Genomic DNA, 24,370 nt, shown 5'->3' on the forward strand with positions numbered 1-24,370 from the left:
AAGATTTGGGCACCATTCGCAGTTTTTCAGAGGGAGAGAAAATGGCGGGAAGTAAAAAAACATAGTATTTATGCGGGTTTGCGGTGCGTTTTGTATCGAAATCCGTTTTTTTATGGCATGGGTATAGTTCTATTTTTTCATTAAGGATAAGACTCCCACCCGCTATAAGTGGGAGATAACCGCTGCTTCGTCCCTGTGATAGAGGAAGCTGACTTACTTCTCAAGCTTTAGCTTAGAATCACTTAATACAGAGAGTCGAATAGTATGTTTAAGGAAGAGGCTCTGAGCAATCGAATAATTAGGTGCTCAGGTCCAGTGTAGAGAAATGTATGGAGAGGAGATACATAATGAAGCGTAAACCTGTCATCGGCATAACCGCTGCTCATTGTAATGAGGAGTTAAAATCCTATCCGCGAGCCCGTTATGTGGAAGCTGTTATGCAAGCAGGGGGGCAGCCCATACTATTGCCCCCTCTCGCTACAGCTGAAGATGCCGAGGAAATCATTGCCCTTATCGATGGCCTTATTCTCACAGGAGGGGGGGATATCTCACCTATTCTGCTAGGGGAAGATCCTCTGCGGGGAATCGGGGACTGCATGCCGGATCGGGACTTCAGTGAGATTCTTTTGACCCAAAAGGCATTGGAAGTGAACCTTCCCCTCTTAGGGATATGCAAAGGGATTCAAGTCCTGACTGTGGCTGCAGGTGGAAAGATTTTTCAGGATATTGTTAGCCAATGTCCAGACTCCATGGAACATAAGATGAAAAGCCCTCGTGACTTCCCTTGGCATGAAGTAACCCTTATGGAATCTCAATTAAGAACCTACCTTGGTGAAGAGCGGATCGCAGTCAACAGCGTTCATCATCAGGCAGTTTCTGAGGTTCCTCAAGGATTTCTCATCAGTGCTGTCGCTCCCGATGGCATCATCGAAGGGATTGAGAAGGTTGGCGTACGCTTTTGCATAGGAGTGCAATGGCATCCTGAAGTGATGATGAAGGATAAAAGCAGTCAAAGAATATTCCAGGAGTTCGTGGAGGCAGGGGCAGGATATTACAGAAAAAGGCTTTTGTAAGTATCTTACTAAGTCGATCAAGTTATTTGCAGATTTTTAATTGACATTTTCGTTTTAAAGAATTGAAATCCTTTCATAAGAATACATAGTAATAAGATGGGTTTAATAATATATGATTGATACAATGCCAACAGATTGGATGTCTGATTAATCAACTAAAGGCCCTGTGACATTAGTGAATTACTGATGTTATGGGGCCTTTAGTATTAAAAGCGCTTTAATATGAGATTGAAAGAGCATAAGATGAGTCTGGAGTTGAAGTAAATCCCTGAAGAGAAATTGAAGAGATTCTATTGATAAAAGGTTTGTTAAGATAAGGTCGTTTCTTATTGTACTTACCTACTTCTAACTTTAAGACTTAAACTTTCATACAGTTCCTCATTGAAGACCTAAGCGCTTAAGCTTTTTCCAAAGACCTGTCCGAGTAATCCCCAAATACTGAGCCAGAGCGGTTTTGTTTCCTCCAAACTCAGCAAGTAAACTTTCGATTTCTTCTTTTTCAGAATTACCTTTGTCGGTCTCAACTACCCGAAGGTCGGGAGGCAGGTCCTTCGAATGAATGACGGAATCCTCTACAAAAACGTAAAGTCGATTAATAATATTTTGGAGTTGACGAATATTTCCCGGCCAAGTGTATTTGAGAAGGAGACCTTGGGCGCTGGGAGAAAGGGTTTTCTCCGGAGTACCATGACTCTGGGCGAGGAATTGAAGCATATGCTCGGCTAGTTCCAGAATATCCTGACCTCGATCGCGCAAGGGAGGGATTTTGACTTCAATAGAATTAAGACGATAGAATAAATCTTCCCGGAATTCCCCTTGCTCAACCATCTGACTAAGGTCTCTATGAGTTGCGGAAAGGATGCGCACCTTAACAGGAATGGGCTTGATAGCCCCCAAAGGTTCTACTTCTTGCTCCTGAATAACTCTTAATAGTTTTGCTTGAAGTTCCGGAGAAAGTTCACCAATCTCATCCAGAAACAAGGTCCCCCTATTGGCTAGAAGGATTTTTCCGGGCTTGCCTCCTTTTGCTCCACCGCTAAAGGCTCCCTCCTGGTAACCAAAAAGCTCAGATTCTAAAAGATTAGCTGGTATAGCCGCCGAATTAACGACAATAAAGGGACCTTGAGCAACTTGGCTTGATTGATGAATCGCTTTAGCCAGCAGTTCTTTACCGGTTCCCGTTTCGCCGGTAATTAATATGGGGAAGTCGTATTGGGCGGCTCGAGCAGCATTTTGGATCGTGTCCTGCATGATTTTCGAGCTGCCGATAATCCGTGAAAACCCGGAAGTTCCTTGATCCTGTAGAGGATCTTTTCTTGTTTTTTTAAAGGATTGCAGGAAAGGCTTTGGTTCAGGGACTGCATTGGGCACGCCTTGGAGGTGGGCTACTATAGAGCTAAGTTGTTCTGTAGCCACTTTGAATAATCCGGACATATGAGGGGAAGAAGCTTTTTCGTCCATAGCAGCGGCCACCAACGCGGCTACAATATTTTCCCGATGTTCGATGGGGGCGTAAAGAATGGAGGTAAAACCTTGGTTCAAAAGCTCGTCAGTGTTTTGAGTTTGGGTATGAGCTAAACTATAACAGACAATACTCTTTACTTGGAGCATCTCGGCGATCTCCTTGTTCAAAGGTTTCCATTCGTTTTCCTGAAGGAATTTTTTGCCAGAGCTAACGAGGAGTTTCTGATTTTGATGCTCCTGATCAAGAAGACAGAGGTGTATGCTTTCAAGCAGAGTAGCGAGCTGCAATTGAGTGCAATAATCATTGAGAAAGTCAAGGATGTGCTCATCTTTAAGGTTTCCCGCAATACTGTGCAAAAAGGCAGATGTAGCTATTGCGTGATAGGAACGCTCCTCGATTATTCCGGAATGATAAAAGGCCTGGCTAAAGTGCCGGGAAATCTGATTAATTAAATATGCATCTTCTATCTCAAATTGCAAAGATCTGGTACCGCCCAATAAGATGGCACCGATTACCTCCTGGCCAAAGAGTATGGGAACTCTCATAGCGGAACGAAATCCTGTCTGATAAAGTAAAGGATCTTCACTGAAAGAGAAACTTTCCGGCTGAAGAGAGGAGCTCAGCTGGGGAGCTTCCGTTTCCAGAATCCAGCCTAAACCGGTCTTGCGAATCTGAGAATAAGGAGCGTATAAAGTGCCTTCTATTCCCAAGCCGATGGAGTAAGCATAGCTGTATTTGCGAAGGTGAGGATTTACCCGTACCAAATCAAAACGTTCAAAAGAGGTTGCCGCACTGATCATATTCACAATGCGCAATACGATTTCTTCCGGATCGGTGGTCAGGTCTTCAAGTGCTCTTTCAAATTGAGGAGGGAGTGTGGATGTAAAATTGGGTTCCAAGCCGAGAAGAAGCAGGCGGTGGGAATCGCCGCTTACCATAAAGAGTTCGACACTTAAAGCAACTTGATGATTGGCTACAGACCATGAGGTAATATCATTCTTCGGTTTTAGACTGAGAAGCATTTCTAAAGATTCATGATCCAGGGCATGAGTCAGTTGTTTGGCATAATAATTCATCCGCTGTATTTTGTTATCGGAGTCTATACGGATTATCCCAAAAGGAAAGGATTCAAATAGTTCATCTCGCATAATCGTTCTCCCTAATCGATTTAAGGCTATACTCATGGCAGTCTAATGTGTTGTTTTAACTTTTTATCATTGGTGTTAACAGCTATTTTATTAAGTGAATTCGGTTCAAGTTAACACTGTTAACTTGACGGTGTTAATTAGTTAACCACTGTTGCTTAATATAACATGGAAAGTAAGCCTTTCTAGTGTTGGCATAGTTTTTGCAAAGTAATCTTCTTGTTGATAAAAGTGTTACTGAGGAGGGAAGAGGAGGCCTTCCTTAGGTCAAAAAGCACTGCTATTATTATAATTTGTAGGAGGGTTTAAAATGAAAAATCCAATCAAATCCGTTATAGCCCTATTGATCCGTCTCTACTTTGGTTACTACTTTCTTAATGCCGGAATTGGTAAATTCCAAACCGGTTTTAACGGAGAGTCAGTCGGTGGGTTCTTAAAAGGAGGGCTGGCTCAGACTGCAGGAGCTATAGCCGCTGCGGGTAAAACCGGGAAAGCCAATGTAACCGACACTTGGGGCTGGCTCATCAGCCATGTGTTTTTACCTAATGCAGATATTATGGCTTTCATGGTTAAAACCGGTGAAGTAATGATCGGGCTGGGACTTATTCTTGGCTGTTTTACCACATTAGCAGCATTCTTTGCTCTAACCATGAATTTTTCATTCTTACTTTCGGGTACAGTATCTTCTAACCCCCAAATGGTTATTGGGTTCTTGGTTATTTTATATTTTGCGGCAGCATCGGGGGCAATTGGAGTAGATCGCTTCTTTATGAATAAACTGGTGGACAAATTCCCCATCTTGAACAAAGGGTTCTTAAGACATCTTTTTCCGGTTGATGCCGGTCATAGAACCACAATAAATAAGGGAATAAATCAAGCGGGCTAATAATCCGGATTTATCTCAACACAATTCTAAAATATAATAAAGAGATATCTTGTGTTGTCTATGACAATATGAAATGGGAGCGTCTGCCCGAAATAATTTTCGGGACAGGCGCTTTTTCATCGACAATAATTCACATTCTCTTCAGTGGAGCGGTAGGGTGGTAAGGAGTCCTCGGCAGAATAGCCCACCACAACTCCGCAGATAGGGGTTAAACCAAAGGGTATGCCTATTTTTCCCATGAGTTGTGAGTTTCCCTTGATACCTTGTAAGGCAGAATGAATATAACAAGAACCCAGTCCAAGAGACGTTGCCGCTATGGTAATGCAAGTTACGGCACAGGAAGTGGTGGCCTCCTTCAGAGGGTTAGCAAAAGGAGCAGAGAAGAGGAAGAATACAGGAGCACCATATAGGGGCTGGTAGCCTTCGAGTGCTGCCCGCCCCATGAGAAGTTTGTCGCCGGAGTTTTTGTACTGGACTAAGGCTTCTTCGTTAATTTCCTTCAATACTTCAGGATTTTCAATGACTGAAGTATGGAAAAAACCTACTTTAGGTGCACTATTGCCGGCTCTCACAAGCTGATTAATTATTTCTGCTTCTACAGATTTTGGTAGATAGCTCCGTACACTTTTTCTTAATCCAATCGCTTTGATGGTATCCATGATATAATCTCTCCTCCAAAGGCTAAATTTTCCCTCTTTTCAGACTTCGGCAAATGGTTTAGTTAATTTTACTCCAATCCAAACATTTAGTAAATGAAGTTAAGTGAGAAGATTAGGTTAATAATTAAGTATTCGTTCAATTATCTGTCAAGTAATAGCTGAACGATTGATCAATTGTTGATGATATAACTATAGCATTTTCGTTGTAATGTAACAAATCCATATACGTATGATGAACACATTCCTTTACGATCTGTCCGATAACCATGTCAGGGATATTTTTGAAAAGGGCTTAGAACATATTAAAGAGGTATAAGTCTTATAAACTATTGGACCCTGGATTTGTTTCAAATATAGTACTGAAAAGACAAAGAACGGTCTTAGACAATAACTATTCATTTGGGTTTTTAGTACTCTTTGTCGCCAGTTACATCCTTGTGGGCATAGGTGGGCATCTAGAAGTGGTATTTGCAGATGTAGGTGTAACTATTACTGCTATACTTAATGCCTTTCGAGCTCTGGATGTGAAAGGCTTACAAGAAAGGAAATTGGCCATCAAAGTTGAGCTTTTAACGGGCTCAGAATTTGATGGCTTCTTTAATGTGCAGAGGACTAAGCTACATCTTATCTAAATGAACATCTATGGCATTATGAGATGAATTTTCTGTTCTAGATACGAGTCGACTCATCTTTGATTACTAACGGAAGTATGATTATAAATTGGGTTCCTTTGCCTAGGATGCTTTCGACTTTTAGTGTTCCTTGATGAAGGTGAGCGATCTGTCGGACTAAGGCGAGGCCGATGCCCGTGCCACCTGTTGCACGTGAGCGGGATTTTTCTGAGCGATAGAACCGTTCAAAGATAAAGGGAAGGTCTTCTTCTGGAATACCGATTCCGGAGTCGGAAACGGTCATCAGTACATCCTTTTGGCGAAGCTCCATTTGGACCTCAATCTTACCCAAGCTTTCCGTAAATTTATAAGCATTGTGAAGGAGGTTGTAGAAAAGGCGGGTTAATAGGTACTCATCCCCTTCTATAAGAATTGATTCAGGTTTACGCCATTCTAAAGAAATGCCTTTTTCCTGGATAAGAGGGGAGATCTTATTCACTGTTTTATCTATAAGCTCGGAAAGATTGACCTGAGTTAAATGAGGATGCAAGGCACCCATCTCTGCAACATTGAGATCTTTAAGATCACTGGATAACTCGACCAGCCGCTCAATTTCCTCGTTAATGACAGCAAGATTTTCGCTGCTTGCTGGAAGAACTCTATCTTGGAAGGCTTCAATATAACTGCGGATGGAGGTTAAGGGAGTGCGCAATTCGTGAGCAATATCTGCACTGAACTGCTTGCGGAGTTGTTCCTGCCGTTTCAGGTTTTCGGCCATCCCATTGAAGGCGGTAGCCAATTGACCGACTTCATCCTTAGCGGTAACGGGGACTTGCTCATCCAGATGCCCTTCACCCACCCGCTGTACGGCCTCGGTCAACCCTTGTAAAGGGGAAATCAGGCGCCGGCTGATCCAATAACTCAGGATAGTACCAATGATCAAGGCAAAAGCCCCGGCTAGAAACAAGGATTGGTAGATAGCAGAGACAAAGGACTGATCAGCGGGGTTCAGAACCTTGGCCCTGGCCGGATACCGAACTTCCGCAATGGCAAAGACTCCAGTGGGCCCAGGGATCATGAGGGTCTTGCTTTTCCATTCCTCAATGGCGTAATTTAAACCCATATTCATCCACATGCCGGAATCATTTTGTAGCATGGATTCCATGGGGTTGATCAGGGTCGTGATAGTTTCCCCAGAGGGTTCTTTGATCACGATATGGGTTCCAAAGGGAAGGGAGTGGGCGATATCATATAGGGAATCCGGATTCCAGCAACCATGACTGAAGAAACTACTGCTCAAACGCTCGGGCAATTGCTCCAGAGTCTTTTCAGTGGAGCTGGCGAGATAATTACTGAAATGTTTTTGGAACACAAAGTTAACGGATAGAATGCTGAGCAATAAGGTCAAGAGAATAATGGCTAGGGAGGAGAGAAAAAGGCGTTTATGCATGGTTTTACTCCTCCTTATGTGGGTTGAATTTATAGCCGACTCCATAGACCGTCAGGATGATTTTGGGATCACTGGGTACTTTCTCGACTTTTTGGCGGAGTTTTTTGATATGAGCATCAATCACCCGTTCATCCCCGCCAAAATCATGCCCTTGGACGATTTGTACCAGCTGCCCTCGGGAATACACTCTTCCCGGATATTTGGCTAAGGCACCTAGAACTTTGAACTCAGTGGGGGTAAGGGAGACGACCTCTTCCAGTAAACGGACTTCGTGCCGTGAGTTATCAATGGTCAAGCCATTATCGTAGGTGATACTATCGGCAAGGGGAGAGGTTTCTATATGGGTTCGCCTAAGCACTGCTTTGACCCGAGCCACAACTTCCCGCGGGCTAAATGGTTTACTAATATAGTCATCGGCGCCCAGGTTAAGGCCTTGAAGCCGATCTTCCAGTTCGACCTTGGCTGTGAGCATAATAACAGGAGTGGCCGAGATTTTACGAATCTCCCTACAGATTTCTTCACCGGATAAGCCGGGCAGCATAAGGTCTAGAAGGACGAGATCGTAGGAATTTTCTTTAAATAAGGTCAAGGCTACGAGGCCATTGACCGCTGTGGTCACATGAAACCCTTCCTGCTGGAGATAGGCTTTAAGGACATTGCTGATATTTTTTTCATCATCCACTAAGAGAATTCGCATGGAGATTCACCTCTTTTTTAACATAGTCTAATTTTAGTGGACCAAGCAGCGGTTGGAAAGTAATATCCATAGATTGTTCCAGGAATTCATAAGAAATTCATGAGTTTTTCATGGGGAAATCACAGTCATCGGTAAAAATAAAGAAGACCCAAGCCGTATGCTTTTGGTCTTCTTTGTTTCTTAGGCCTCGCGGGGACAGCCTGCGATTAAGTCATTCACAACCTGCCCTGCCATGAGAAGCCCTGATACTGGGGGGACAAAGGAAATGCTGCCGGGGATTTGCCGTTTAAGGGCACAATGGGCATCGCCCCCCGGACAAATGCAATTATTTCGACAATCGGCTTCCGTAGCTAAGGGTGTGAGAGGGAGATCAGGAGAATATACGACTTTGATTCCCCTTGTAATTCCTTCTTTGCGAAGTAATTTCCGTACCGCTTTGGCCAAAGGATCTCCGCTGGTTTTGGATAAGTCTGTAATACGGTAGTTTTCAGCGGAAAGACGATTGCCTGCTCCCATACTGGAAATCAGGGGAATATTACGCTGGATACATTCTTTGGCCAGAGCAACTTTACCGGAGACGGTATCAATAGCGTCCACCACATAATCCGGCTTTTTGCCCAAGAAGCTTTCTGCATTTTCGGCGGAGAAGAATTCTTTAATAGCTTCCACCTTCGCCTTTGGGTTAATATCCAGGATGCGGTTCTTCATGACTTCAACTTTCGCTTTACCGATGGTCGAATGAAGAGCATGAAGCTGACGATTGATATTGGTCAAACAAATCTCATCGTAGTCCACGAGGATCAAGTGCCCCACACCGGCCCGAGCCAGGGCTTCTGCGGTATAGGATCCCACACCGCCTACGCCGAAAATTATAACTGTGCTTTGGCTAAGCTTCTCCAATGCGGATTTACCAATAAGAATCTCAGTTCTAGAGAATTTATGCTGCATGAGTATCCTCCTCGTTTTTCAGAAGTCTATCTATTCCATTAGGTCAATTTTATGATTTCAGTTAATCAGTATAGCATAGTGCTTTAGGCAAAGAAAGAGAGTGTTTAGCTATTATTTTGTCCACAGACATCAGGACTAACACGACCAAAGGTAGCGCCTTAGACAAAGCTGGAAGTAAAAAAAGAGAATATTAGAAAGACGATAGGTTTGCTTGAAAAAAACTTGTGTATTGATTATATTTATGACATGCTAATTTGTAAAGATTTCTTTTAGTGTACGGAATTATAAAAATAAAATTATGGGGGTTAGATTTGATGAGCAATAACCAGAACAGTAAAAAAGAGAAATTTACCCAACCTGAAAAAAAGAGCAAAGTGCCTTTGATTGGTGGAGCGATTGTCTTAGGAATCGCTATTATTGCGGGAAGTTTTTTCTTAGGAAACAGAAGCTCCGATGGGGATCAGTATGCTGTTGCAACCCTTGGTCAAACGGTCGATTACAGCGGATCTCCTCTTCAGCAGGCCGAAACGGCACCCGTCAATGCCGAAAACGGCAAAGTGGTGGTCACCACCTTGTCCGAGCTTAAGGAAAAGAAATTTATCTATACCCAGTACCAAGCCAATGATAAGACCATTCCTCTTACAGCTGTAGCTCTGCCCGATGGAAAAGTCGTTGTGGCTGTAAGCATCTGCGAGCCCTGCAACAGTGATTCCTTCCGAATTGAAGGCGATAATCTTGTCTGCAATGCTTGCAACACTACCTGGACCTTAAACTCTTTTAAGGGCTTAAGCGGAGGATGCCAGGCTTATCCACCTGATCGCTTAGTCTATACTCAAAATGGGGATAACCTGGAAGTGGATCAAGGGATACTGGATGCTTGGAAGCCTAGAGTTTAGTTGGTAGAATTTTAATTGAATTCAGTGGTAGATCAAATAGTTAATAGCCTTGAGCAGCAGGGGGGTTGAATATGAGTCTTATCAAGGTCAATCACGTATCAAAAATCTATCAAGGCGGGGAAGGATCAGTCCATGCCCTAAAAAATATTAATCTCCAGATTTCTCAAGGTCAGTTTCTAGCTTTGTTGGGGCCTTCCGGGTCGGGAAAGAGTACCCTACTCAGTATCCTTGGTGCGTTGAACCCACCCACAGAGGGTAAGGTCTTAATCGATGATATTGACATCTATGAGTTGAATGAAGAGCGAAGAGCCGATTTCCGCCATGAGTATATTGGGTTTGTCTTTCAGCAATATCAGTTGATCCCTTATCTTACTGCCTTAGAAAATGTCATGCTTCCCTTAGCGATTACCAAGTACTCGGATCAAGCCCAAAGGGAGATGGCTCAAAAAGTTCTGGAAAAGGTAGGGTTAGGCAAAAAGTCCATGCGGCTGCCTAACCAGCTTTCCGGTGGAGAGCAAAATCGAGTGGCCATCGCCCGAGCCATTGTCAATGATCCGGTGATTCTTTTCGCCGATGAACCGACAGGAAGTCTAGATACCAAGACAGCTAAGGAAATCCTGGAACTCTTCCAGTCCTTAAATAAAGAAGGGCAGACCATTATCATGGTGACCCATAATCTAGAGAATCTTGCCTATGTCTCCCATGGGGTACAGATTCGCGATGGAATCATTGAGAAGGATCCGCAGCCTGTGGTTGGTGGTACAATATGAAGATCTTCACCATTACCCTGGGAAATTTAAAACGGCGCAAGCAGCGTGCCCTTTTGCTTTTGCTTAGCATTATCATCGGTGTGGCTTCCAGCGTCTTTCTCTTTACCACCACTCGCTCTATGGAACAGGATGTGGCCGATAAAATCGACCAATTTGGGTCCAATCTTCTTATTCTCCCTAAGACAGGGGAAACCTTATCCTTTGGTGGAGTAACTGTGGGAACCAGCTCAGGAAAAGAGCTGGATATGGCCATGGTTCCAGAGATGAAAACCATCAAGAATAATGAGACTTTAGCCACCATATCTCCTAAATTGCTTGCTGAAGCGGAGATAGATAGTAAAAAAGTTCTTTTGGTGGGAGTACAATTTGCTGAAGAGCTGCGCTTAAAAAAATGGTGGACTATTGATGGATTAGCAGATGGGCAACTTCCAAAAGATGACGAGATTCTGATCGGTAGTGAAGTGGCACGGATCCTTAATCTCAGCCCTCAACATGAGGTTGAGATTAAAGGAGAAATGTTCCGGGTAGGGGGAATTATCAAACCCACAGGCTCCATGGAAAATGACCAGGCGATTTTTATGGATTTACCCACCTTGCAAAAAGTTGAACATAAGCCCACTGCTATTAGTCTTATTGAAGCAGCAGTTCTTTGCTACACCTGTCCTATTGAAGATGTCACCCTACAATTAAGTGAAAAACTCCCCGATGCTAAAGTGACCGCTCTCCAGTCCACATTAGAAGCAAGGGACGATACCGTCGCCCAATTTAGCCTTTTTGCTACAGTGATATCAGTGATTCTGCTTATCACCAGTGGGTTTGTGGTGGCTATGTCCATGATCTCGGCTGTTAAAGAGCGGACGCGAGATATTGGGGTTCTGCGAGCTATTGGCTTTCGGAAAAAGCATATACTACGCATGTTCTTTTATGAAGTCAGTCTGGTCGGCGGTTTGGGAGGTTTAATGGGCTTTGTTTTGGGCATGGGGCTGGCTATGCAATTTGGCTCTTCTTTGGCTCAACTTACCCTTCAGATACCCTTTCAGCCTATGCTTGCCCTTTACTCCTTGGTGGCTGCCCTGATGATCAGCTTCCTTGCCACTATCTATCCAGCCTGGAAGGCAACTAAGCTCGATCCTGCTGAAGCCCTGCGTTACTTCTAAAAAATCTGCTTTACTTCTATCTCGGAGGGTATTTATGACACTTAACCACATCGCCCTGCAAAATCTACGTAGAAGGCCGGGCAAAACTCTATTTCTGATCCTGACATTTGCCTTTATCGTCTCCACTATCTCTGCCTTAACCATCCTAGCGCTGGTAATGAAGGAAGATTTGCAGAAGAGTTTAACCGAATATGGTGCCAATGTAGTGATTAGCCCTCGTTCCGAGCACCTGAACTTAAGCTATGGAGGATTATCTGTCTCCGGGGTGGAGTATGAGGTCAAGAAGCTGGACGCCGATGCTGTAGAGATGATCTCCCAAGAGATGGGCCCGGAAGTGACCATTGCTCCCAAAGTTATTGGCTCGGCAGAAGCCATGGGCAAGACCTTCATGATTATCGGTGTTGACTTTGACCAAGAGCTTAAGATAAAGCCCTGGTGGAAGATTGAAGGTAGGGTCGCCGAGGATAATCAGTTGGTAATCGGTTCTCAGTTGGCCATGAATTCTAACCTGAAGATTGGGGATATCCTGGATTTAGGAAAAGGGAAGTACCCTGTGGTGGGAATTATGGAAGAAACGGGAGGAGCAGAGGACCAAGGAGTATTTACAACGATCAATACCGCTAGATCTTTTACAGATATAACCTCCGAATGGTCTTTAATCGAACTCAATACGCAAGACACGGCACAAACCGTAACCCAACTAACTTCTGTTCTACGGTCGGCTAACGTCACAGAAGTGACTCAGCTTGTCCAAGGCTCCAAAGAGAGTCTGGAGCGTTTTGCCAGCTTTTCCTCAACCATCTCTTTAGCCATGGGGTTAATCGGGGCCTTAGTGATTATCGTAACTTTGGCCGGAAATGTCCATGACCGGGCTCGTGAACTTGGCGTGCTTCGGGCTATTGGCTTTCGCCAAAGGCATATACTATCCTTGCTTGGTCGTGAAGTGCTGATCACCAGCCTTACTGGAAGCCTTCTAGGATATATCATAGGAGTATTTGTCCCCCTTGTACTGGGACCGCTTTTAGGTTATAGTAACTTCGCCTTTGCGCCTCACGTCGGTTTAGGAAGCGCCCTGATTGCCGGATCTCTTCTGGTAGGAGTGCTGGCAATGATTTATCCTGCATGGCGAATACTTAAGCTGAATTTACAGGATGTTCTTAAGTTCATATAAGGTGAGGAATCCGCACCAACAAGCACTGCATGAGGTAAAAATTCGTTATGCAGTGCTTGTTTTTTTATTTATGTTGACAAGATTATCTTATACTGATTAAAGGATTAGAAGGAGATATATTCCGGTTTAGCGAAGTTAAACGATAAAAATGAAGGAGTATACATAGAAGGGAAATCGGCAGGAAATGGGTTGTTTTAAGGGAGGGGAAAGAATGAACCAGCGTGAGATTGCAAGTATAGGGTGTAAGCTTATCGGGATATTCTTTATCGTTCAAGGGTCCAGACTGCTTTCGCTTAATGTACCTGTAGCGGCAAATATGATAGCTGATTATAGTATGGTAAACATTTTTTATTCTTTAATTACAATTCTATTTGGTGTTTTACTGTGGTACTTTTCTGATAAATTAGCTAAAGTTTTGGTTAAAAAAAGGAATCAAAATGAGGTCATCGGATTAGGGGCTAGTGATCTACAGAGAATAGGCTTTTCAGTATTGGGACTTTATTTTATTGGGCACTCATTGCCGGAATTGGTGACTAAATTAGCCAGCTTGCATACTGCTAGCTATGGATTACCGGAACCCACCGGGTTAAGGGTGCTTTTTTTGGGAGGACCAACAACCGAATTGCTTATTGGAATAGGCATTTTTCTTGGTTCACAGGGGTTGGTTAATCTATTGAATCTTATTAGAACAGCTGGATTAAAGAGAGAAAGCGATTCGGAATTAGAAGAATGATAGTATCTTAAAGCAGCTGCATATCGTTGAAACATTGCGGAAATTTTTACCGGGAGGACATAGGAATGGAGTATCATATTCGACCCATAGAAATTGGTGATGGCAAAGGTATAAATGAGTTGAGGCGTATGCCTGGCGTTTTTGAAAATGTTCTAGGCATTCCGTCCGAGCGGGCAAAGAGGAATGAGGAGTTTATCGCCAACTTAGATGTCAACCAGCATCAATTTGTGGCGGTAGCCAGGCTTCAAGATGGACAGGAAGTGATAATAGGAAGTGCAGGCTTAACGGTATATCCTAATCATCGCATGCGGCATAGTGGTGCTATCGGTATAATGATTCATAAAGACTACCAAAATCAGGGTGTTGGCAGTGCCTTGTTAGGAAGACTTATAGATGTTGCGGACAACTGGCTAATGTTAGTTAGAATCGAATTAACTGTATTTGTAGACAATGCTAGAGCCATACATTTGTATGAAAGGTTTGGATTTGAAAAAGAAGGAATAAAGCGCTTGGCGGCAATAAGAAATGGAAAATATGAAGATGAATATCTAATGGCCAGAATAAACAGAGCAAATTATAATCTTCAGTCTTAACTTAACCTGTGGGGGTGAGCGATGCCTGAGTGGTTTAGTATGGTTTTATGGATTTTTGTGCTATTTGCAGGAATAGTATTGTTACACTTACCTATAGTAAAAGATATATTGACTGGGTGAGGGAAAGGCTCCCCTTGCCCGATGAGAAGATAAAGTTAACGGAAAGGAGCGGGGGAATCGGCCTCGTTACACTTTCCGTACTCAGTTTATTAAAATTGCTTTTAATGGGATAACTCTGTATGCTTAAAACAGGTGGAGAAGAATTAAGTATAATCAGCACCGGAGGAGTTACTGAAGCATAGTTGTTATTGTTTTAAAGAGGAAATGATTATGGCAGCAAAAAGAAATCGATGGACTTACCTTATCTTTGTTGGAGTAACAATAATACTTGGCTTAAGCAGCCGGCAGTTTTCGGGGTATTTGCCCTATACAATCAATCTTTACTTGGGAGATGCCTTATGGGCACTTATGGTTTTCTTTATGTTTTGCTTTATTTTCAGGTTGAAAGGAACCGGCTGGCTTGCTGCAGTAGCTTTGCTTTTCACCTTTGGAATTGAAATCAGTCAGCTTTATCATGCTCCCTGGATTGATGCTATAAGGCAAACCCGGCTGGGTGGTTTGGTGCTAGGGTATGGCTTTTTGTGGAGGGATTTAGTAGCCTATACCATCGGAGTAGCGGTGGGAGCAGTTATAGATAGGTTGATAAACTCTTACCTACCTTGACATATACGTATACATACTTAAAGTATGTATATAAAGATGGAGTACTACTATGGCACGGAATAAATATCCTGAAGTAACGATAAACCGCATTCTCGATACATCCATGAAATTATTTATGTCCAAAGGATATGAGCATACGACGATACAGGATATCATCGATGAATTGGGAGATTTGAGTAAAGGCGCTATTTATCATCACTTCAAGTCAAAAGAAGAAATTATGGATGCGGTGAATAAAAGATTAGCTGAGCAGGGGATAGCGGATATAAAAACAGTTGCTCACGATACCGGCATATCCGGGTTGGATAAACTTTGTAAGATGCTTATGTTTTCTATACAATCGGCCCAACACGAGGCTCTCGATCAGACCGTACCGCCGTTTCTTAGAAATCCTCAATTATTGGCTCTTCATATGCGAGATACTATGGGCTCTGCAGCCGACCTGCTTACAGGTGTTATTGAGGAAGGTATTAGAGATGGATCCATTCATACAGCTCAACCCCGTCGGCTTGCCCAGATGATTCTCTTATTTTTTAACGTTTGGTTTAACCCGTGGATGTATTCTTGGACTCCCAATGAGTTAAAGGACATAATTTTCTTTGCAAGAAATGTATTTGAAGAAATAGGGGTCCCTATATTTACGGAAGAGGTTCTTCAATCCATTAACGAACTCCATTCGCTTTCCCAAAAACAGAAATAGCTATTCTTTACAGGTGGATGTAGAGAATAGCTATTATTTTAAAAAGATACATACCAAACGTCGGTATATTTTAGAAATAGGAGATGTGAGTATGAGTATCAATTCAACCAATACAAAACAGCCATGGAAGAGAAGCTTTTTTACGATAACTATCGGTCAAACAATTTCTATAGTTGGAAGTTCAGCGGTACAGTTTACGTTTTATCTAACAGGTATCGCGTTTTTTATCATTACAAGCATTAGCCTTCTTTTGGTTGTGAGGTGCTCATAAAGCCTTTCCTACAAACACTTTCATAATCTCCGGCTCAAACTGGGTCAATGACGCTACAGCTCCGCTATGGCTTCCACTTTAGTCTTTGTCTTCTCCCGGTCCTAATACCGTTTTATGAGTAAGATATACGTTAGAAATAAAATAAAGGTTTGGAAATGTGCTCAATAAAATGTTACACTTATTAGATAATCAATCAGGAGATATTGAGGAGAAGTGCGGATATGAATTTGTGGAAAAGGCTTGTGTATTTATTTTTAGGCACTTTTTTACTATCCTTCGGAATTGTTATGACCATGAAAGCCAATTTAGGTTATGCCCCCTGGGATGTGTTCCATCGGGGGACTGCCGATACTGTCGGCATCACAATTGGAAATGTTTCTATAGTGGCCAGTTTGGTGATCTCTATCATAGTCGTTTTGCTTGGAGAGAAGTTGGGTATTGGCACTATCTTTAATATATTTGCTATCGGAATTTATATTGACTTACTGTTACCCTTAAAACTAATCCCTGAGATGCAGAGTTTTATTCCAGGGATGATTATGCTCATCCTTGGATTATTCCTTTGCGCCTTTAGCTCCTATCTCTATATTGCCTCTGGTTTTGGAGCAGGCCCAAGGGATAGTCTAATGGTGGCTTTAGAGAGAAAGACTAAATTATCGATAGGGCTTTGCCGTGGGATTATTGAAGTAACGGTATGTTTGATCGGCTGGATTTTGGGCGGACCCGTAGGAATTGGTACAGTTATTTCTGCATTTGGAATAGGGATCTGCGTACAAACGGTCTTTGCTTGGGTGAAATTTGATGCGACTTCGGTCAAACATGAGACCATTGATGAGACCGTTAAGAATCTGAAGGGGTTTTATAAGAAATCCGTTGGAGAAGATGCCTAAAGCATCTGCTTTAAAGCTTGTTCTAAATCTCCAATGAGATCCTCGGCGGCTTCGATACCTAGGGATAACCGGAGAAGACAATCGTCCACCCCAAGCCTTGCCCTTACTTCGTGAGGAATATCAGCATGGGTTTGGGTAGCGGGATAAGTGATTAGAGATTCTACACCACCAAGGCTCTCTGCATAGGAAATAATCTTGAGAGATTTTAATATTTCGGGGATTAAGCTGGGACTTTTTACTCGGAAAGATAGCATAGCACCAAAGCCTCGGGCTTGTTCAAGCTGAGTTGCATATCCGGGATGATGCTCAAGTCCGGGATAATAGACCTCGGTGACAAGGGGATGCATCTCCAGCCATTGTGCAATCTGGAGGGCATTTTCTTCTTGTGCTCTCATGCGCAGGGCCAAGGTTTTCAAACCCCGGATAATTAGCCAGGAATCTTGGGGGCCTAATGTAGCGCCGAGAGAGTTCTGCAAACGTCCAAAGCGAGCTGCAAGCTCTTCTCCTTGAACCACTACGAGGCCCGCCACGACATCATTATGACCACCGAGATATTTGGTGCCACTATGAATAACAATGTCTGCACCCAGGTTCAGTGGTTTTTGCAAATAGGGTGTAAGAAAAGTATTGTCCACTATATTTAAGAGACCGTGCATCTGGCACAAGGAAGCGATCCCCTTAAGGTCGGCAACCTTCATTAGAGGGTTGGTCGGTGTTTCGGTGAAGATGGCTTTTGTGTCGGGGCGGATCTCTTTTTCTATGGCCCTGAGATTGCTGGAATCCACAAAGGTCACTTGAAGACCAAAGCGGTTGAAGACTTCCTTAAGGATGCGATAGGTTCCCCCATAAAGATCTTCTGTAACAAGGAGATGATCTCCTTGAGAAAATAAGGAGAGAATAGTGGTGATGGCGCCCATGCCTGAAGAAAAAGCAAACCCTTTGGTACCTTCTTCTATGCTTGCCATAGCGTCTTCCAGAATTTGGCGGGTAGGGTTGCCGGTTCGTGAGTAATCAAAGCCTGTGCTTTCACCGAAGCCAGGGTGAGCAAAGGTGGATGAATGGTAAATTGGAAAGCTAATCGCTCCATTGGGATCTCGGCGGTTGCCGATCTGAGCCAGTTCGGTTAAAATATTCATTCTCATTCCTCCTCTTTAGACACTTGAGCAATCAATAAAGTTGTTGTGCGTAAACAAAAACGACCTCGAAAGAGGTCGTGAATTGTTTCCACGTCCTCTTATCTTCGAACCTAATAGTTCTCTGGATTTAGCACCTCACATATGCAGGTTGCCGGGCTTCATTGGGCCAGTCCCTCCGCCACTCTCGATAAGAGCTTTGACATAAGTCCATATTTAATTCGTTTTAGCTTAATAAGATATTTAGATAATACTATACTATTCCTATGGGCTTTGCAAGTGAATTTTTCGTGTTCTAGTGTACTTCGTTCTGAAAAGAGGAAAATCCTAGCTTTTTGAGAATATCTTAGTTAAGCGGAGCTAAAATTCAGTTCCATGTGTGCAAGCATTAGAGAGTACCCTAACCGAGAGAAAATTCATGACTGTGTAAAGGAGTAAGGTATGAAAAAGAGGGGAGAGTCATAACAATGGAGGCAATCCTTGTATATCCAATATTACTTTTCATTATTATCTTTCTTGCTGTAAGGCTGGCTATACAGCCATTGATCCAAAGCTCCAATGATGTTGCGGTTAATGAGGAAGGTGAGTTAAGCCTGGTCAGGTTGCGGGATATCGGGGTGCTGGATAATAATGAATTAGAAGAGGTTATACAGTTTTACAATCATAAGAAAGTTTCAAGTAAAAAGATGAAAGAATTAGAACGCTATACGAAAGTGCTTTCGGAATTAGTCGGGCAAGGAATCTTGACTCAAGAGGAGTATTCTGAAAGAATGGAGAGGCTGAGAAACTACTATGTTAGCGATAATTCTAAAGAATAGATCGATTAAAGCGTGAAATTTAATTAAGTTTGAGTAATCTGGAGGTAAATCATGCAAGCAAAGCTGAATCACTTAAAGCAAATCATTAAGGAAATGGAATCAGTTGTGGTAGCTTTTTCGGGTGGGGTGGACAGCACCTTTCTCTTAAAAGTAGTTCATGAAACTTTAGGGGATCATTGTCTTGCTGTCATCGGTGCTTCGGAAACGATGCCTTCTGCTGATTATAACAATGCTTTGCAGCAGGTTAAAGAGTTTGGGGCAAAGTTTTTAGTAATTAAAACTGAAGAAATGGACAAGGAGGAGTTTGTAAAGAACCCTCAGAACCGTTGTTTTCATTGCAAAAATGAGCTGTTTACAAAGCTTTTGAGCATTGCCCAAGAGAAGAAGATTAATTGGGTTCTTGATGGGAGTAATGCTGATGATCTAAAAGATTACCGTCCTGGCATGCAAGCAGCGAGAGCCTTGGGGGTAAGGAGTCCGTTACAAGAAGCGGGCTTGAGCAAAGAAGAGATTCGTCAATTTTCCAAGAAGATGGGACTTTCAACTTGGGATAAGCCCTCCAGTCCTTGTCTATCTTCTCGTTTTCCCTACGGAGAGGAGATCACGATCGAAAAGCTTCGGCGCGTAGAGAAAGCGGAAACTTTACTTAAAGAACTAGGATTTAAAAATTTAAGAGTGCGTTATCACCAGGATGTGGCCCGATTGGAAATTCCTAAAGAAGATTTTTTGAAACTTATGGAACTGGACCTCGATACTATCGTCAAGCCCCTCAAGGAATTAGGGTTTACCTATGTTACTCTGGATTTAGAGGGTTTTCGAAGCGGCAGTCTAAACGAAGGAATACCAATTCTGTAGCATTACTTCATAGTTCTACAGTGAAGGGATCACATTGTTCTGTAATATATCACTCTGCTCTATTGACATTACTTTGTTTACTGTCATATAATAATGAAAAATTGAATACTTCTCATCCAGAGTGGCGGAGGGACTGGCCCGATGAAACCCGGCAACCGGCCTATGTGGCAGTGGTGCTAATTCCAGCAGGATTATTCCTGGAAGATGAGCAAAAATATAAGACATAAGCTCTTCCTGGAATATGGAAGGGCTTTTTATTTGCTCTAGTTATAACATTGCAGGCACCGTCAAGGACCGACGAAGAGGAGGAATAGAGAGATGAAGGAAAATACAGTGAGTATTGGTCTATTAGGATGTGGGAACGTGGGCCAAGGGGTGGTAAAAGGAATACTACTCCATTCAAACAAAATTCTTCGCAAACTGGGGATCACACTGGTCGTAAGCAAGGCCCTTGTTCAAGATATAAGTAAAGAGCGAGCAATTGAGGGGGTTATTCTAACACAGAAACCTCAAGATATTCTCGATGACCCGGAGATTGAAGTAGTAGTGGAAGTTATGGGAGGTGAACATCCCACCTATTCTTATATCAAAGAGGCGCTAGATAAAGGAAAGCATGTAGTGACAGCCAATAAGCTATTACTGGCTCTTCATGGCGCGGAATTACAAGAAATAGCCCAGCGTAAAGGAATCTGCTTGCTTTATGAAGGGAGCGTCTTGGGAGGGATTCCGATTCTTAGAACCATTCAATATGGGCTAGCCGGAGACCAGGTGAAAAAAATTTGTGGAATTTTAAATGGGACCACTAATTATATTCTGACTCAAATGGTGGAGTCAGAGAAAGGCTATGAGGAGGCTTTGCAAGAAGCGCAAGAGGCTGGTTATGCGGAAAGTGATCCGACCATGGATGTAACTGGTTTAGATGCGGCGTGTAAACTTGTTATTCTCTGTCGGGAATGCTTTGATCTGGATATTCCTCTTGAAGAGGTGGAGATTAAAGGAATCCAAGGGCTAACCCCGGAAGAGGTCGCGGAGCAAAAAAGACAGGGACGAGTGCCTAAATTAGTTGCCGAGGCATCCATCATTGATCAGTCTTCGTCAGGACTGGAAAAAAGTCGGGAAGGAATTATTGCTAAGGTTGGTGTGCAGTGGTTATCTAGGGAAGCAATTCTAAGTCATGTCTCCGGCGTGGATAATGGCCTATCCCTGGAAACGCAGTTGGTGGGTGATCTTTTTTGGAAGGGACCTGGTGCTGGCGGATTGGCCACAGGGGGAGCGGTCTTGTCCGATATCGTTGAGATTGCAAAGAAAGTAGTTGTAGAGCGCAGCATAGGAAATGCAGCTCGTTAAATAAGGCAGGATCATATGAGCGAACTAGTTTATGCTAGTTCGTTTTTTGATGATTTCCTTTTTATCTACACGATTCGTAGGGTGATTTGACATATCTTTGCTAAAAGAAGGAATGAGAAACAGTAATAGAGAACCTACTATAAAGACATGGTAAATAATGGTATTACTCGATTCAAGTGGAAGTAAAGTTTAGGGAGGGAGCATTATCAAGAAACGAAGAATCACTCGCGGCACCTTGTTTTTCCTAGGAGTGGTATTCTGTACCTTGTTCTTGAATTTTGGTATCTTTCCTTTAAGTGCCTTTTTTAAAGGGCCCGGTTCAGAGGAACTGACTTATTCGACAACGCTGGTCACCAATCCCGAACAAACTCCACAGCAAAGAATCCAACAGCAAAGAGCCAATTATGCCGCTTATGTTAAGAAAGTAAAGACCGCAGCAGCAGCTGGTCCAAGTGAACCTGATAGCGGAGCAGTGGAAGACGAGACTCCGAAACCAGCTATCACCGAGCAAACTGAACAGCTTTTTCGTATTAATACCAATCCCTATGTTCCTGCCTTTATTTTACAGGGGAATTATGTGGTTCATGGCAGTTCGCCAAATAAGCAATATACAGCTTATATCTACCCAGATGAATGGGAAACCATCGGCGATATTTATATCAAAGATAGTGCGAGCAGTAGTTGGTTGCGACTGCAGCTAGACCAGAACTACCGAGTTAAAATGTGGCATTCTTTTGCTCCAGAAGGAAGATACACTCCAAAAAAGAAGATTCACTGGCTTAATGATAACGAGTTTATCATTATAGTCGGCTTTGCTCATGGTATAGTTTCTAAGGGTGGTGAGCTGGTTAAGGTTACTAGAGCTACCGGTAAGGCGGAGATTCTTTACCCCGCCTATCAAAAACTTAATCAAGAGGTTGTAGATTTTGAACAAGTGGGAGATGATCTAGTTCTTTATATTAATCTCATGGATGTTAATGGATTTTGTATAGAGAAGGGAGAAATCCGTGTTCCCCTGAAAGACATTGATACTTTATCACAACGAGACATTGTTTCTTAAAGCATAATAAATAAGGTCTAGTTTTTTACAAGCAGGTCCTGGCGGGCTTGCTTTGTTAGTTTCTCCATCTTTCTTTAGCTTTTTGCTAAAAGAATGGTATAATAAAAAATTGAGAACTAGCAGGAGGGATTATCCTTTGGAATTTGTGGAAATTATTGCGCAAGAACTTACCTTGCGAGCCCATCAAGTTAAAGAAGCCATACAACTCTTGGACGGGGGGAACACTATTCCCTTTATAGCTCGCTATCGTAAAGAAGCGACCGGTGAGTTGGATGAGAACGCCCTGCGCAGTATTGTTGAGCGTTTGGAGTATTTAAGAAATTTAAAGCAACGCAAAAGTGAGGTTCTGCGTTTAATTGAAGAACAAGGTAAACTTACTGAGGAGTTGGCGAATCAGATTGAGAAGGCCACAATTCTTCAAGAAGTAGAAGACCTCTATCGGCCCTACAAACAAAAACGACGGACTCGGGCTACCATGGCTAAAGAAAAGGGACTTGAGCCTCTAGCATTATGGATTCTTGAACAATATCACAAGGCTCAGCCGCTTATAGAAGCTCAAAAATATATAAATCCTGAACTTGGTGTAGAAACGCCAGAAGAGGCAATCAATGGAGCCTCAGACATTATTGCAGAAATGATCTCCGATGATGCTGCTATGCGCAAAAAGATTCGGGAAGCTACTTTCCGCCTTGGTGATATCATAGCTTCAGCGAAAAAAGCAGAAGAGCGCTCAGCCTATGAGATGTATTATGATTATCGGGAGCCTGTGAAAAAACTGCCTCCTCATCGCATCCTTGCTTTGAACCGAGGAGAAAAGGAAGAGCTCCTTAATGTGAAAGTGGAAGTTCCTTCAGAGCATATTTTAGCCCTAATCGAACAGGCTTTTGTGAAGCAAGGGCCCGCAGCGGAGATTGTACGTTCAGCTGCGGATGATGCATATAAACGCTTAATAGCACCTTCTATAGAGAGAGAAATTCGGGGTGCTCTAACCGAAAAAGCCGAAGAACAAGCTATCAGAGTCTTTGCCGAGAATTTGAGGCAACTCTTACTGCAACCTCCAGTGCGTGGGAAAGTGGTACTGGGGTTAGACCCGGGATTCCGAACGGGGTGTAAATTTGCTGTAGTTGATGATACTGGCAAGCTCTTTCATGTAGGGGTTATTTATCCCCATCCTCCCCAAAACAAGCGGGAAGAAGCGAAAAGAATGCTTAGAGATGCTATCGGAAAATATCATGTAGATGTGATCGCCATTGGAAATGGCACAGCCTCTCGAGAAACAGAGGAAGTTACTGCAGAAATGATTAGGGAAAGTGGCTTAGCTTCGGAGTATATCATCGTGAGTGAAGCTGGAGCTTCAGTGTACTCTGCGTCGAAGCTGGCGGGAGAAGAGTTTCCGGACTTTGATCTCTCATTACGTAGCGCAGTCTCCATAGCTCGGCGCTTACAGGACCCCTTGGCTGAGCTTGTTAAAATAGAACCCAAGGCCGTAGGAGTTGGGCAGTATCAGCATGATGTTCAACCCAAACGCCTTGAAGAATCCCTACATGGAGTAGTGGAATCGGCAGTTAATGCTGTTGGTGTAGATCTGAATACCGCCTCACCATCTCTCCTTCAATATGTAGCAGGTCTTAAACCTACCATTGCCAAAAATATTGTGGCTTATCGGGAAAACCACGGGAAGTTCCAAAAACGGGATCAGCTTAAAAAGGTCCCTCGTCTAGGTGAGCAGACATTTGTTCAGTGCGCCGGCTTTATTCGTATTCCCGAAGGGGTCAACCCTCTGGAAAATACACCGGTTCATCCGGAATCTTATGACCTTGCTCAAAATATTTTGCACAAGGCAGGATTCGCTCTAACAGATCTACGAGAACGCCCCAATGAGGTGCGATTGGGGATTGCCCAATTGGATCCGGAGGAATGTGCTCGGGAATTCAGTGCCGGGGTTCCCACGGTCAAAGATATTCTTGCCGCTCTGCAACGCCCTGGCCGGGATCCTCGGGAGGATTTGCCCCGACCAAAACTACGTCAGGATGTTACCCATCTAGAGGATTTACAGACTGGAATGATCCTCGAAGGAACCGTCAGGAATATCGTTGATTTTGGAGCTTTTATTGATATAGGAGTCAAACACGACGGTTTGGTGCATATATCTCAAATCAGTGAGAAGTTTATCAGGCATCCCATGGAAGTGCTTTCCGTGGGAGACATCGTTAAAGTCCGTGTCCTAGGTATCGACACCGCCCGTGAGCGAGTCAGTCTGTCTATGAGGGAAATCGCTGCAGACGCAATGGTATCTATATAGCCCTATATATAAGGATT

At 43.2% G+C, this 24,370-nt stretch carries 23 protein-coding genes and 2 riboswitches; of the genes, 17 read left to right on the forward strand and 6 right to left on the reverse strand.

Annotated features, from left to right (window positions below):
* The first annotated feature begins 347 nt into the window (after positions 1-347).
* Positions 348-1,073 carry a gamma-glutamyl-gamma-aminobutyrate hydrolase family protein gene (locus tag DESDE_RS06260; protein WP_014793203.1) on the forward strand — a complete coding sequence of 242 codons (726 nt, stop codon included), beginning with the start codon at positions 348-350 and terminating at the stop codon, positions 1,071-1,073.
* A gap of 378 nt (positions 1,074-1,451) precedes the next feature.
* Here DESDE_RS06260 and DESDE_RS06265 read toward each other — a convergent pair whose 3' ends face one another.
* Positions 1,452-3,686: a sigma-54-dependent Fis family transcriptional regulator gene (locus DESDE_RS06265; RefSeq protein WP_014793204.1), complete on the reverse strand. Its 2,235-nt coding sequence runs from the start codon at positions 3,684-3,686 to the stop codon at positions 1,452-1,454.
* Between the two features lie 307 nt (positions 3,687-3,993).
* Between DESDE_RS06265 and DESDE_RS06270 the strand changes: the two genes are divergently transcribed.
* The gene (locus tag DESDE_RS06270; RefSeq protein ID WP_014793205.1) at positions 3,994-4,569 is read left to right on the forward strand and encodes a DoxX family membrane protein; all 576 of its coding nucleotides are present in this window, start codon (positions 3,994-3,996) and stop codon (positions 4,567-4,569) included.
* A 116-nt stretch (positions 4,570-4,685) separates the two neighbouring features.
* On the opposite strand, the gene DESDE_RS06275 is transcribed toward DESDE_RS06270, so the two are convergent.
* Positions 4,686-5,228 carry a nitroreductase family protein gene (locus DESDE_RS06275; RefSeq protein ID WP_014793206.1) on the reverse strand — a complete coding sequence of 181 codons (543 nt, stop codon included), beginning with the start codon at positions 5,226-5,228 and terminating at the stop codon, positions 4,686-4,688.
* Positions 5,229-5,557: 329 nt separating this feature from the next.
* On the opposite strand from DESDE_RS06275, the gene DESDE_RS22250 reads away from it, so the two are divergent.
* Positions 5,558-5,860: a hypothetical protein gene (locus DESDE_RS22250; RefSeq protein WP_033422381.1), complete on the forward strand. Its 303-nt coding sequence runs from the start codon at positions 5,558-5,560 to the stop codon at positions 5,858-5,860.
* A gap of 37 nt (positions 5,861-5,897) precedes the next feature.
* Here DESDE_RS22250 and DESDE_RS06285 read toward each other — a convergent pair whose 3' ends face one another.
* The 3 genes from DESDE_RS06285 to DESDE_RS06295 form a co-directional block, all read right to left on the reverse strand.
* Positions 5,898-7,289, reverse strand: a complete 1,392-nt coding sequence (locus DESDE_RS06285; protein WP_014793207.1) for a sensor histidine kinase — start codon at positions 7,287-7,289, stop codon at positions 5,898-5,900.
* 4 nt (positions 7,290-7,293) lie between these two features.
* On the reverse strand, positions 7,294-7,986 hold the full coding sequence (locus DESDE_RS06290) for a response regulator transcription factor (RefSeq protein WP_014793208.1): 693 nt from the start codon (positions 7,984-7,986) through the stop codon (positions 7,294-7,296).
* Positions 7,987-8,166: 180 nt separating this feature from the next.
* Positions 8,167-8,934, reverse strand: a complete 768-nt coding sequence (locus tag DESDE_RS06295; protein WP_014793209.1) for a tRNA threonylcarbamoyladenosine dehydratase — start codon at positions 8,932-8,934, stop codon at positions 8,167-8,169.
* Between the two features lie 314 nt (positions 8,935-9,248).
* Between DESDE_RS06295 and DESDE_RS06300 the strand changes: the two genes are divergently transcribed.
* The 9 genes from DESDE_RS06300 to DESDE_RS06340 all read left to right on the forward strand — a co-directional run bounded on the left by DESDE_RS06300 (position 9,249) and on the right by DESDE_RS06340 (position 16,838).
* Positions 9,249-9,830 (forward strand): DUF2318 domain-containing protein, encoded by a 582-nt coding sequence (locus tag DESDE_RS06300; protein ID WP_014793210.1) that lies wholly within the window; start codon positions 9,249-9,251, stop codon positions 9,828-9,830.
* 71 nt (positions 9,831-9,901) lie between these two features.
* Positions 9,902-10,600 carry an ABC transporter ATP-binding protein gene (locus tag DESDE_RS06305; RefSeq protein ID WP_014793211.1) on the forward strand — a complete coding sequence of 233 codons (699 nt, stop codon included), beginning with the start codon at positions 9,902-9,904 and terminating at the stop codon, positions 10,598-10,600.
* Positions 10,597-11,757 (forward strand): ABC transporter permease, encoded by a 1,161-nt coding sequence (locus DESDE_RS06310; protein WP_014793212.1) that lies wholly within the window; start codon positions 10,597-10,599, stop codon positions 11,755-11,757. The genes DESDE_RS06305 and DESDE_RS06310 overlap by 4 nt, the downstream gene beginning before the upstream one ends.
* Before the next feature lie 34 nt (positions 11,758-11,791).
* On the forward strand, positions 11,792-12,928 hold the full coding sequence (locus DESDE_RS06315; protein WP_014793213.1) for an ABC transporter permease: 1,137 nt from the start codon (positions 11,792-11,794) through the stop codon (positions 12,926-12,928).
* Positions 12,929-13,139: 211 nt separating this feature from the next.
* On the forward strand, positions 13,140-13,661 hold the full coding sequence (locus tag DESDE_RS06320) for a hypothetical protein (RefSeq protein ID WP_014793214.1): 522 nt from the start codon (positions 13,140-13,142) through the stop codon (positions 13,659-13,661).
* Between the two features lie 65 nt (positions 13,662-13,726).
* A complete protein-coding gene (locus tag DESDE_RS06325) occupies positions 13,727-14,254 on the forward strand; it encodes a GNAT family N-acetyltransferase (RefSeq protein WP_014793215.1) in 528 nt (175 codons plus the stop codon).
* 330 nt (positions 14,255-14,584) lie between these two features.
* A complete protein-coding gene (locus tag DESDE_RS06330; protein ID WP_014793216.1) occupies positions 14,585-14,977 on the forward strand; it encodes a ribosomal maturation YjgA family protein in 393 nt (130 codons plus the stop codon).
* Positions 14,978-15,026: 49 nt separating this feature from the next.
* Complete coding sequence (locus tag DESDE_RS06335) at positions 15,027-15,677, forward strand: TetR/AcrR family transcriptional regulator (RefSeq protein WP_014793217.1); 651 nt, start codon at positions 15,027-15,029, stop codon at positions 15,675-15,677.
* Between the two features lie 492 nt (positions 15,678-16,169).
* A complete protein-coding gene (locus tag DESDE_RS06340) occupies positions 16,170-16,838 on the forward strand; it encodes a YczE/YyaS/YitT family protein (protein ID WP_014793218.1) in 669 nt (222 codons plus the stop codon).
* On the opposite strand, the gene DESDE_RS06345 is transcribed toward DESDE_RS06340, so the two are convergent.
* Positions 16,835-17,980 carry a trans-sulfuration enzyme family protein gene (locus DESDE_RS06345; protein ID WP_174270142.1) on the reverse strand — a complete coding sequence of 382 codons (1,146 nt, stop codon included), beginning with the start codon at positions 17,978-17,980 and terminating at the stop codon, positions 16,835-16,837. The genes DESDE_RS06340 and DESDE_RS06345 overlap by 4 nt on opposite strands.
* A gap of 89 nt (positions 17,981-18,069) precedes the next feature.
* Positions 18,070-18,168, reverse strand: a riboswitch (SAM riboswitch).
* A gap of 270 nt (positions 18,169-18,438) precedes the next feature.
* Between DESDE_RS06345 and DESDE_RS06350 the strand changes: the two genes are divergently transcribed.
* From DESDE_RS06350 to DESDE_RS06375, 5 genes are all read left to right on the forward strand, one after another.
* Complete coding sequence (locus DESDE_RS06350; protein ID WP_014793220.1) at positions 18,439-18,789, forward strand: hypothetical protein; 351 nt, start codon at positions 18,439-18,441, stop codon at positions 18,787-18,789.
* A 51-nt stretch (positions 18,790-18,840) separates the two neighbouring features.
* Entirely contained in the window at positions 18,841-19,644 is an 804-nt protein-coding gene (gene larE / locus DESDE_RS06355) for an ATP-dependent sacrificial sulfur transferase LarE (protein WP_014793221.1), read from the forward strand.
* A 109-nt stretch (positions 19,645-19,753) separates the two neighbouring features.
* Positions 19,754-19,855: riboswitch (SAM riboswitch) on the forward strand.
* Between the two features lie 107 nt (positions 19,856-19,962).
* Entirely contained in the window at positions 19,963-20,991 is a 1,029-nt protein-coding gene (locus DESDE_RS06365; RefSeq protein WP_014793222.1) for a homoserine dehydrogenase, read from the forward strand.
* Between the two features lie 271 nt (positions 20,992-21,262).
* Entirely contained in the window at positions 21,263-22,051 is a 789-nt protein-coding gene (locus tag DESDE_RS06370) for a DUF4652 domain-containing protein (protein WP_242831349.1), read from the forward strand.
* A 136-nt stretch (positions 22,052-22,187) separates the two neighbouring features.
* Complete coding sequence (locus DESDE_RS06375) at positions 22,188-24,353, forward strand: Tex family protein (protein WP_014793224.1); 2,166 nt, start codon at positions 22,188-22,190, stop codon at positions 24,351-24,353.
* Positions 24,354-24,370 lie beyond the last annotated feature (17 nt).

It is taken from the genome of Desulfitobacterium dehalogenans ATCC 51507, assembly GCF_000243155.2.
Lineage (GTDB): Bacteria > Bacillota > Desulfitobacteriia > Desulfitobacteriales > Desulfitobacteriaceae > Desulfitobacterium > Desulfitobacterium dehalogenans.

What these genes read in the sequence shown, in the direction of transcription:
- DESDE_RS06260 (WP_014793203.1), top strand. Translation starts at nt 348, where the DNA reads ATGAAGCGTAAACCTGTCATCGGCATAACCGCTGCTCATTGTAATGAG.
- DESDE_RS06265 (WP_014793204.1), bottom strand. Translation starts at nt 3,686, where the DNA reads ATGCGAGATGAACTATTTGAATCCTTTCCTTTTGGGATAATCCGTATA.
- DESDE_RS06270 (WP_014793205.1), top strand. Translation starts at nt 3,994, where the DNA reads ATGAAAAATCCAATCAAATCCGTTATAGCCCTATTGATCCGTCTCTAC.
- DESDE_RS06275 (WP_014793206.1), bottom strand. Translation starts at nt 5,228, where the DNA reads ATGGATACCATCAAAGCGATTGGATTAAGAAAAAGTGTACGGAGCTAT.
- DESDE_RS06285 (WP_014793207.1), bottom strand. Translation starts at nt 7,289, where the DNA reads ATGCATAAACGCCTTTTTCTCTCCTCCCTAGCCATTATTCTCTTGACC.
- DESDE_RS06290 (WP_014793208.1), bottom strand. Translation starts at nt 7,986, where the DNA reads ATGCGAATTCTCTTAGTGGATGATGAAAAAAATATCAGCAATGTCCTT.
- DESDE_RS06295 (WP_014793209.1), bottom strand. Translation starts at nt 8,934, where the DNA reads ATGCAGCATAAATTCTCTAGAACTGAGATTCTTATTGGTAAATCCGCA.
- DESDE_RS06300 (WP_014793210.1), top strand. Translation starts at nt 9,249, where the DNA reads ATGAGCAATAACCAGAACAGTAAAAAAGAGAAATTTACCCAACCTGAA.
- DESDE_RS06305 (WP_014793211.1), top strand. Translation starts at nt 9,902, where the DNA reads ATGAGTCTTATCAAGGTCAATCACGTATCAAAAATCTATCAAGGCGGG.
- DESDE_RS06310 (WP_014793212.1), top strand. Translation starts at nt 10,597, where the DNA reads ATGAAGATCTTCACCATTACCCTGGGAAATTTAAAACGGCGCAAGCAG.
- DESDE_RS06315 (WP_014793213.1), top strand. Translation starts at nt 11,792, where the DNA reads ATGACACTTAACCACATCGCCCTGCAAAATCTACGTAGAAGGCCGGGC.
- DESDE_RS06320 (WP_014793214.1), top strand. Translation starts at nt 13,140, where the DNA reads ATGAACCAGCGTGAGATTGCAAGTATAGGGTGTAAGCTTATCGGGATA.
- DESDE_RS06325 (WP_014793215.1), top strand. Translation starts at nt 13,727, where the DNA reads ATGGAGTATCATATTCGACCCATAGAAATTGGTGATGGCAAAGGTATA.
- DESDE_RS06330 (WP_014793216.1), top strand. Translation starts at nt 14,585, where the DNA reads ATGGCAGCAAAAAGAAATCGATGGACTTACCTTATCTTTGTTGGAGTA.
- DESDE_RS06335 (WP_014793217.1), top strand. Translation starts at nt 15,027, where the DNA reads ATGGCACGGAATAAATATCCTGAAGTAACGATAAACCGCATTCTCGAT.
- DESDE_RS06340 (WP_014793218.1), top strand. Translation starts at nt 16,170, where the DNA reads ATGAATTTGTGGAAAAGGCTTGTGTATTTATTTTTAGGCACTTTTTTA.
- DESDE_RS06345 (WP_174270142.1), bottom strand. Translation starts at nt 17,980, where the DNA reads ATGAGAATGAATATTTTAACCGAACTGGCTCAGATCGGCAACCGCCGA.
- DESDE_RS06350 (WP_014793220.1), top strand. Translation starts at nt 18,439, where the DNA reads ATGGAGGCAATCCTTGTATATCCAATATTACTTTTCATTATTATCTTT.
- larE (WP_014793221.1), top strand. Translation starts at nt 18,841, where the DNA reads ATGCAAGCAAAGCTGAATCACTTAAAGCAAATCATTAAGGAAATGGAA.
- DESDE_RS06365 (WP_014793222.1), top strand. Translation starts at nt 19,963, where the DNA reads ATGAAGGAAAATACAGTGAGTATTGGTCTATTAGGATGTGGGAACGTG.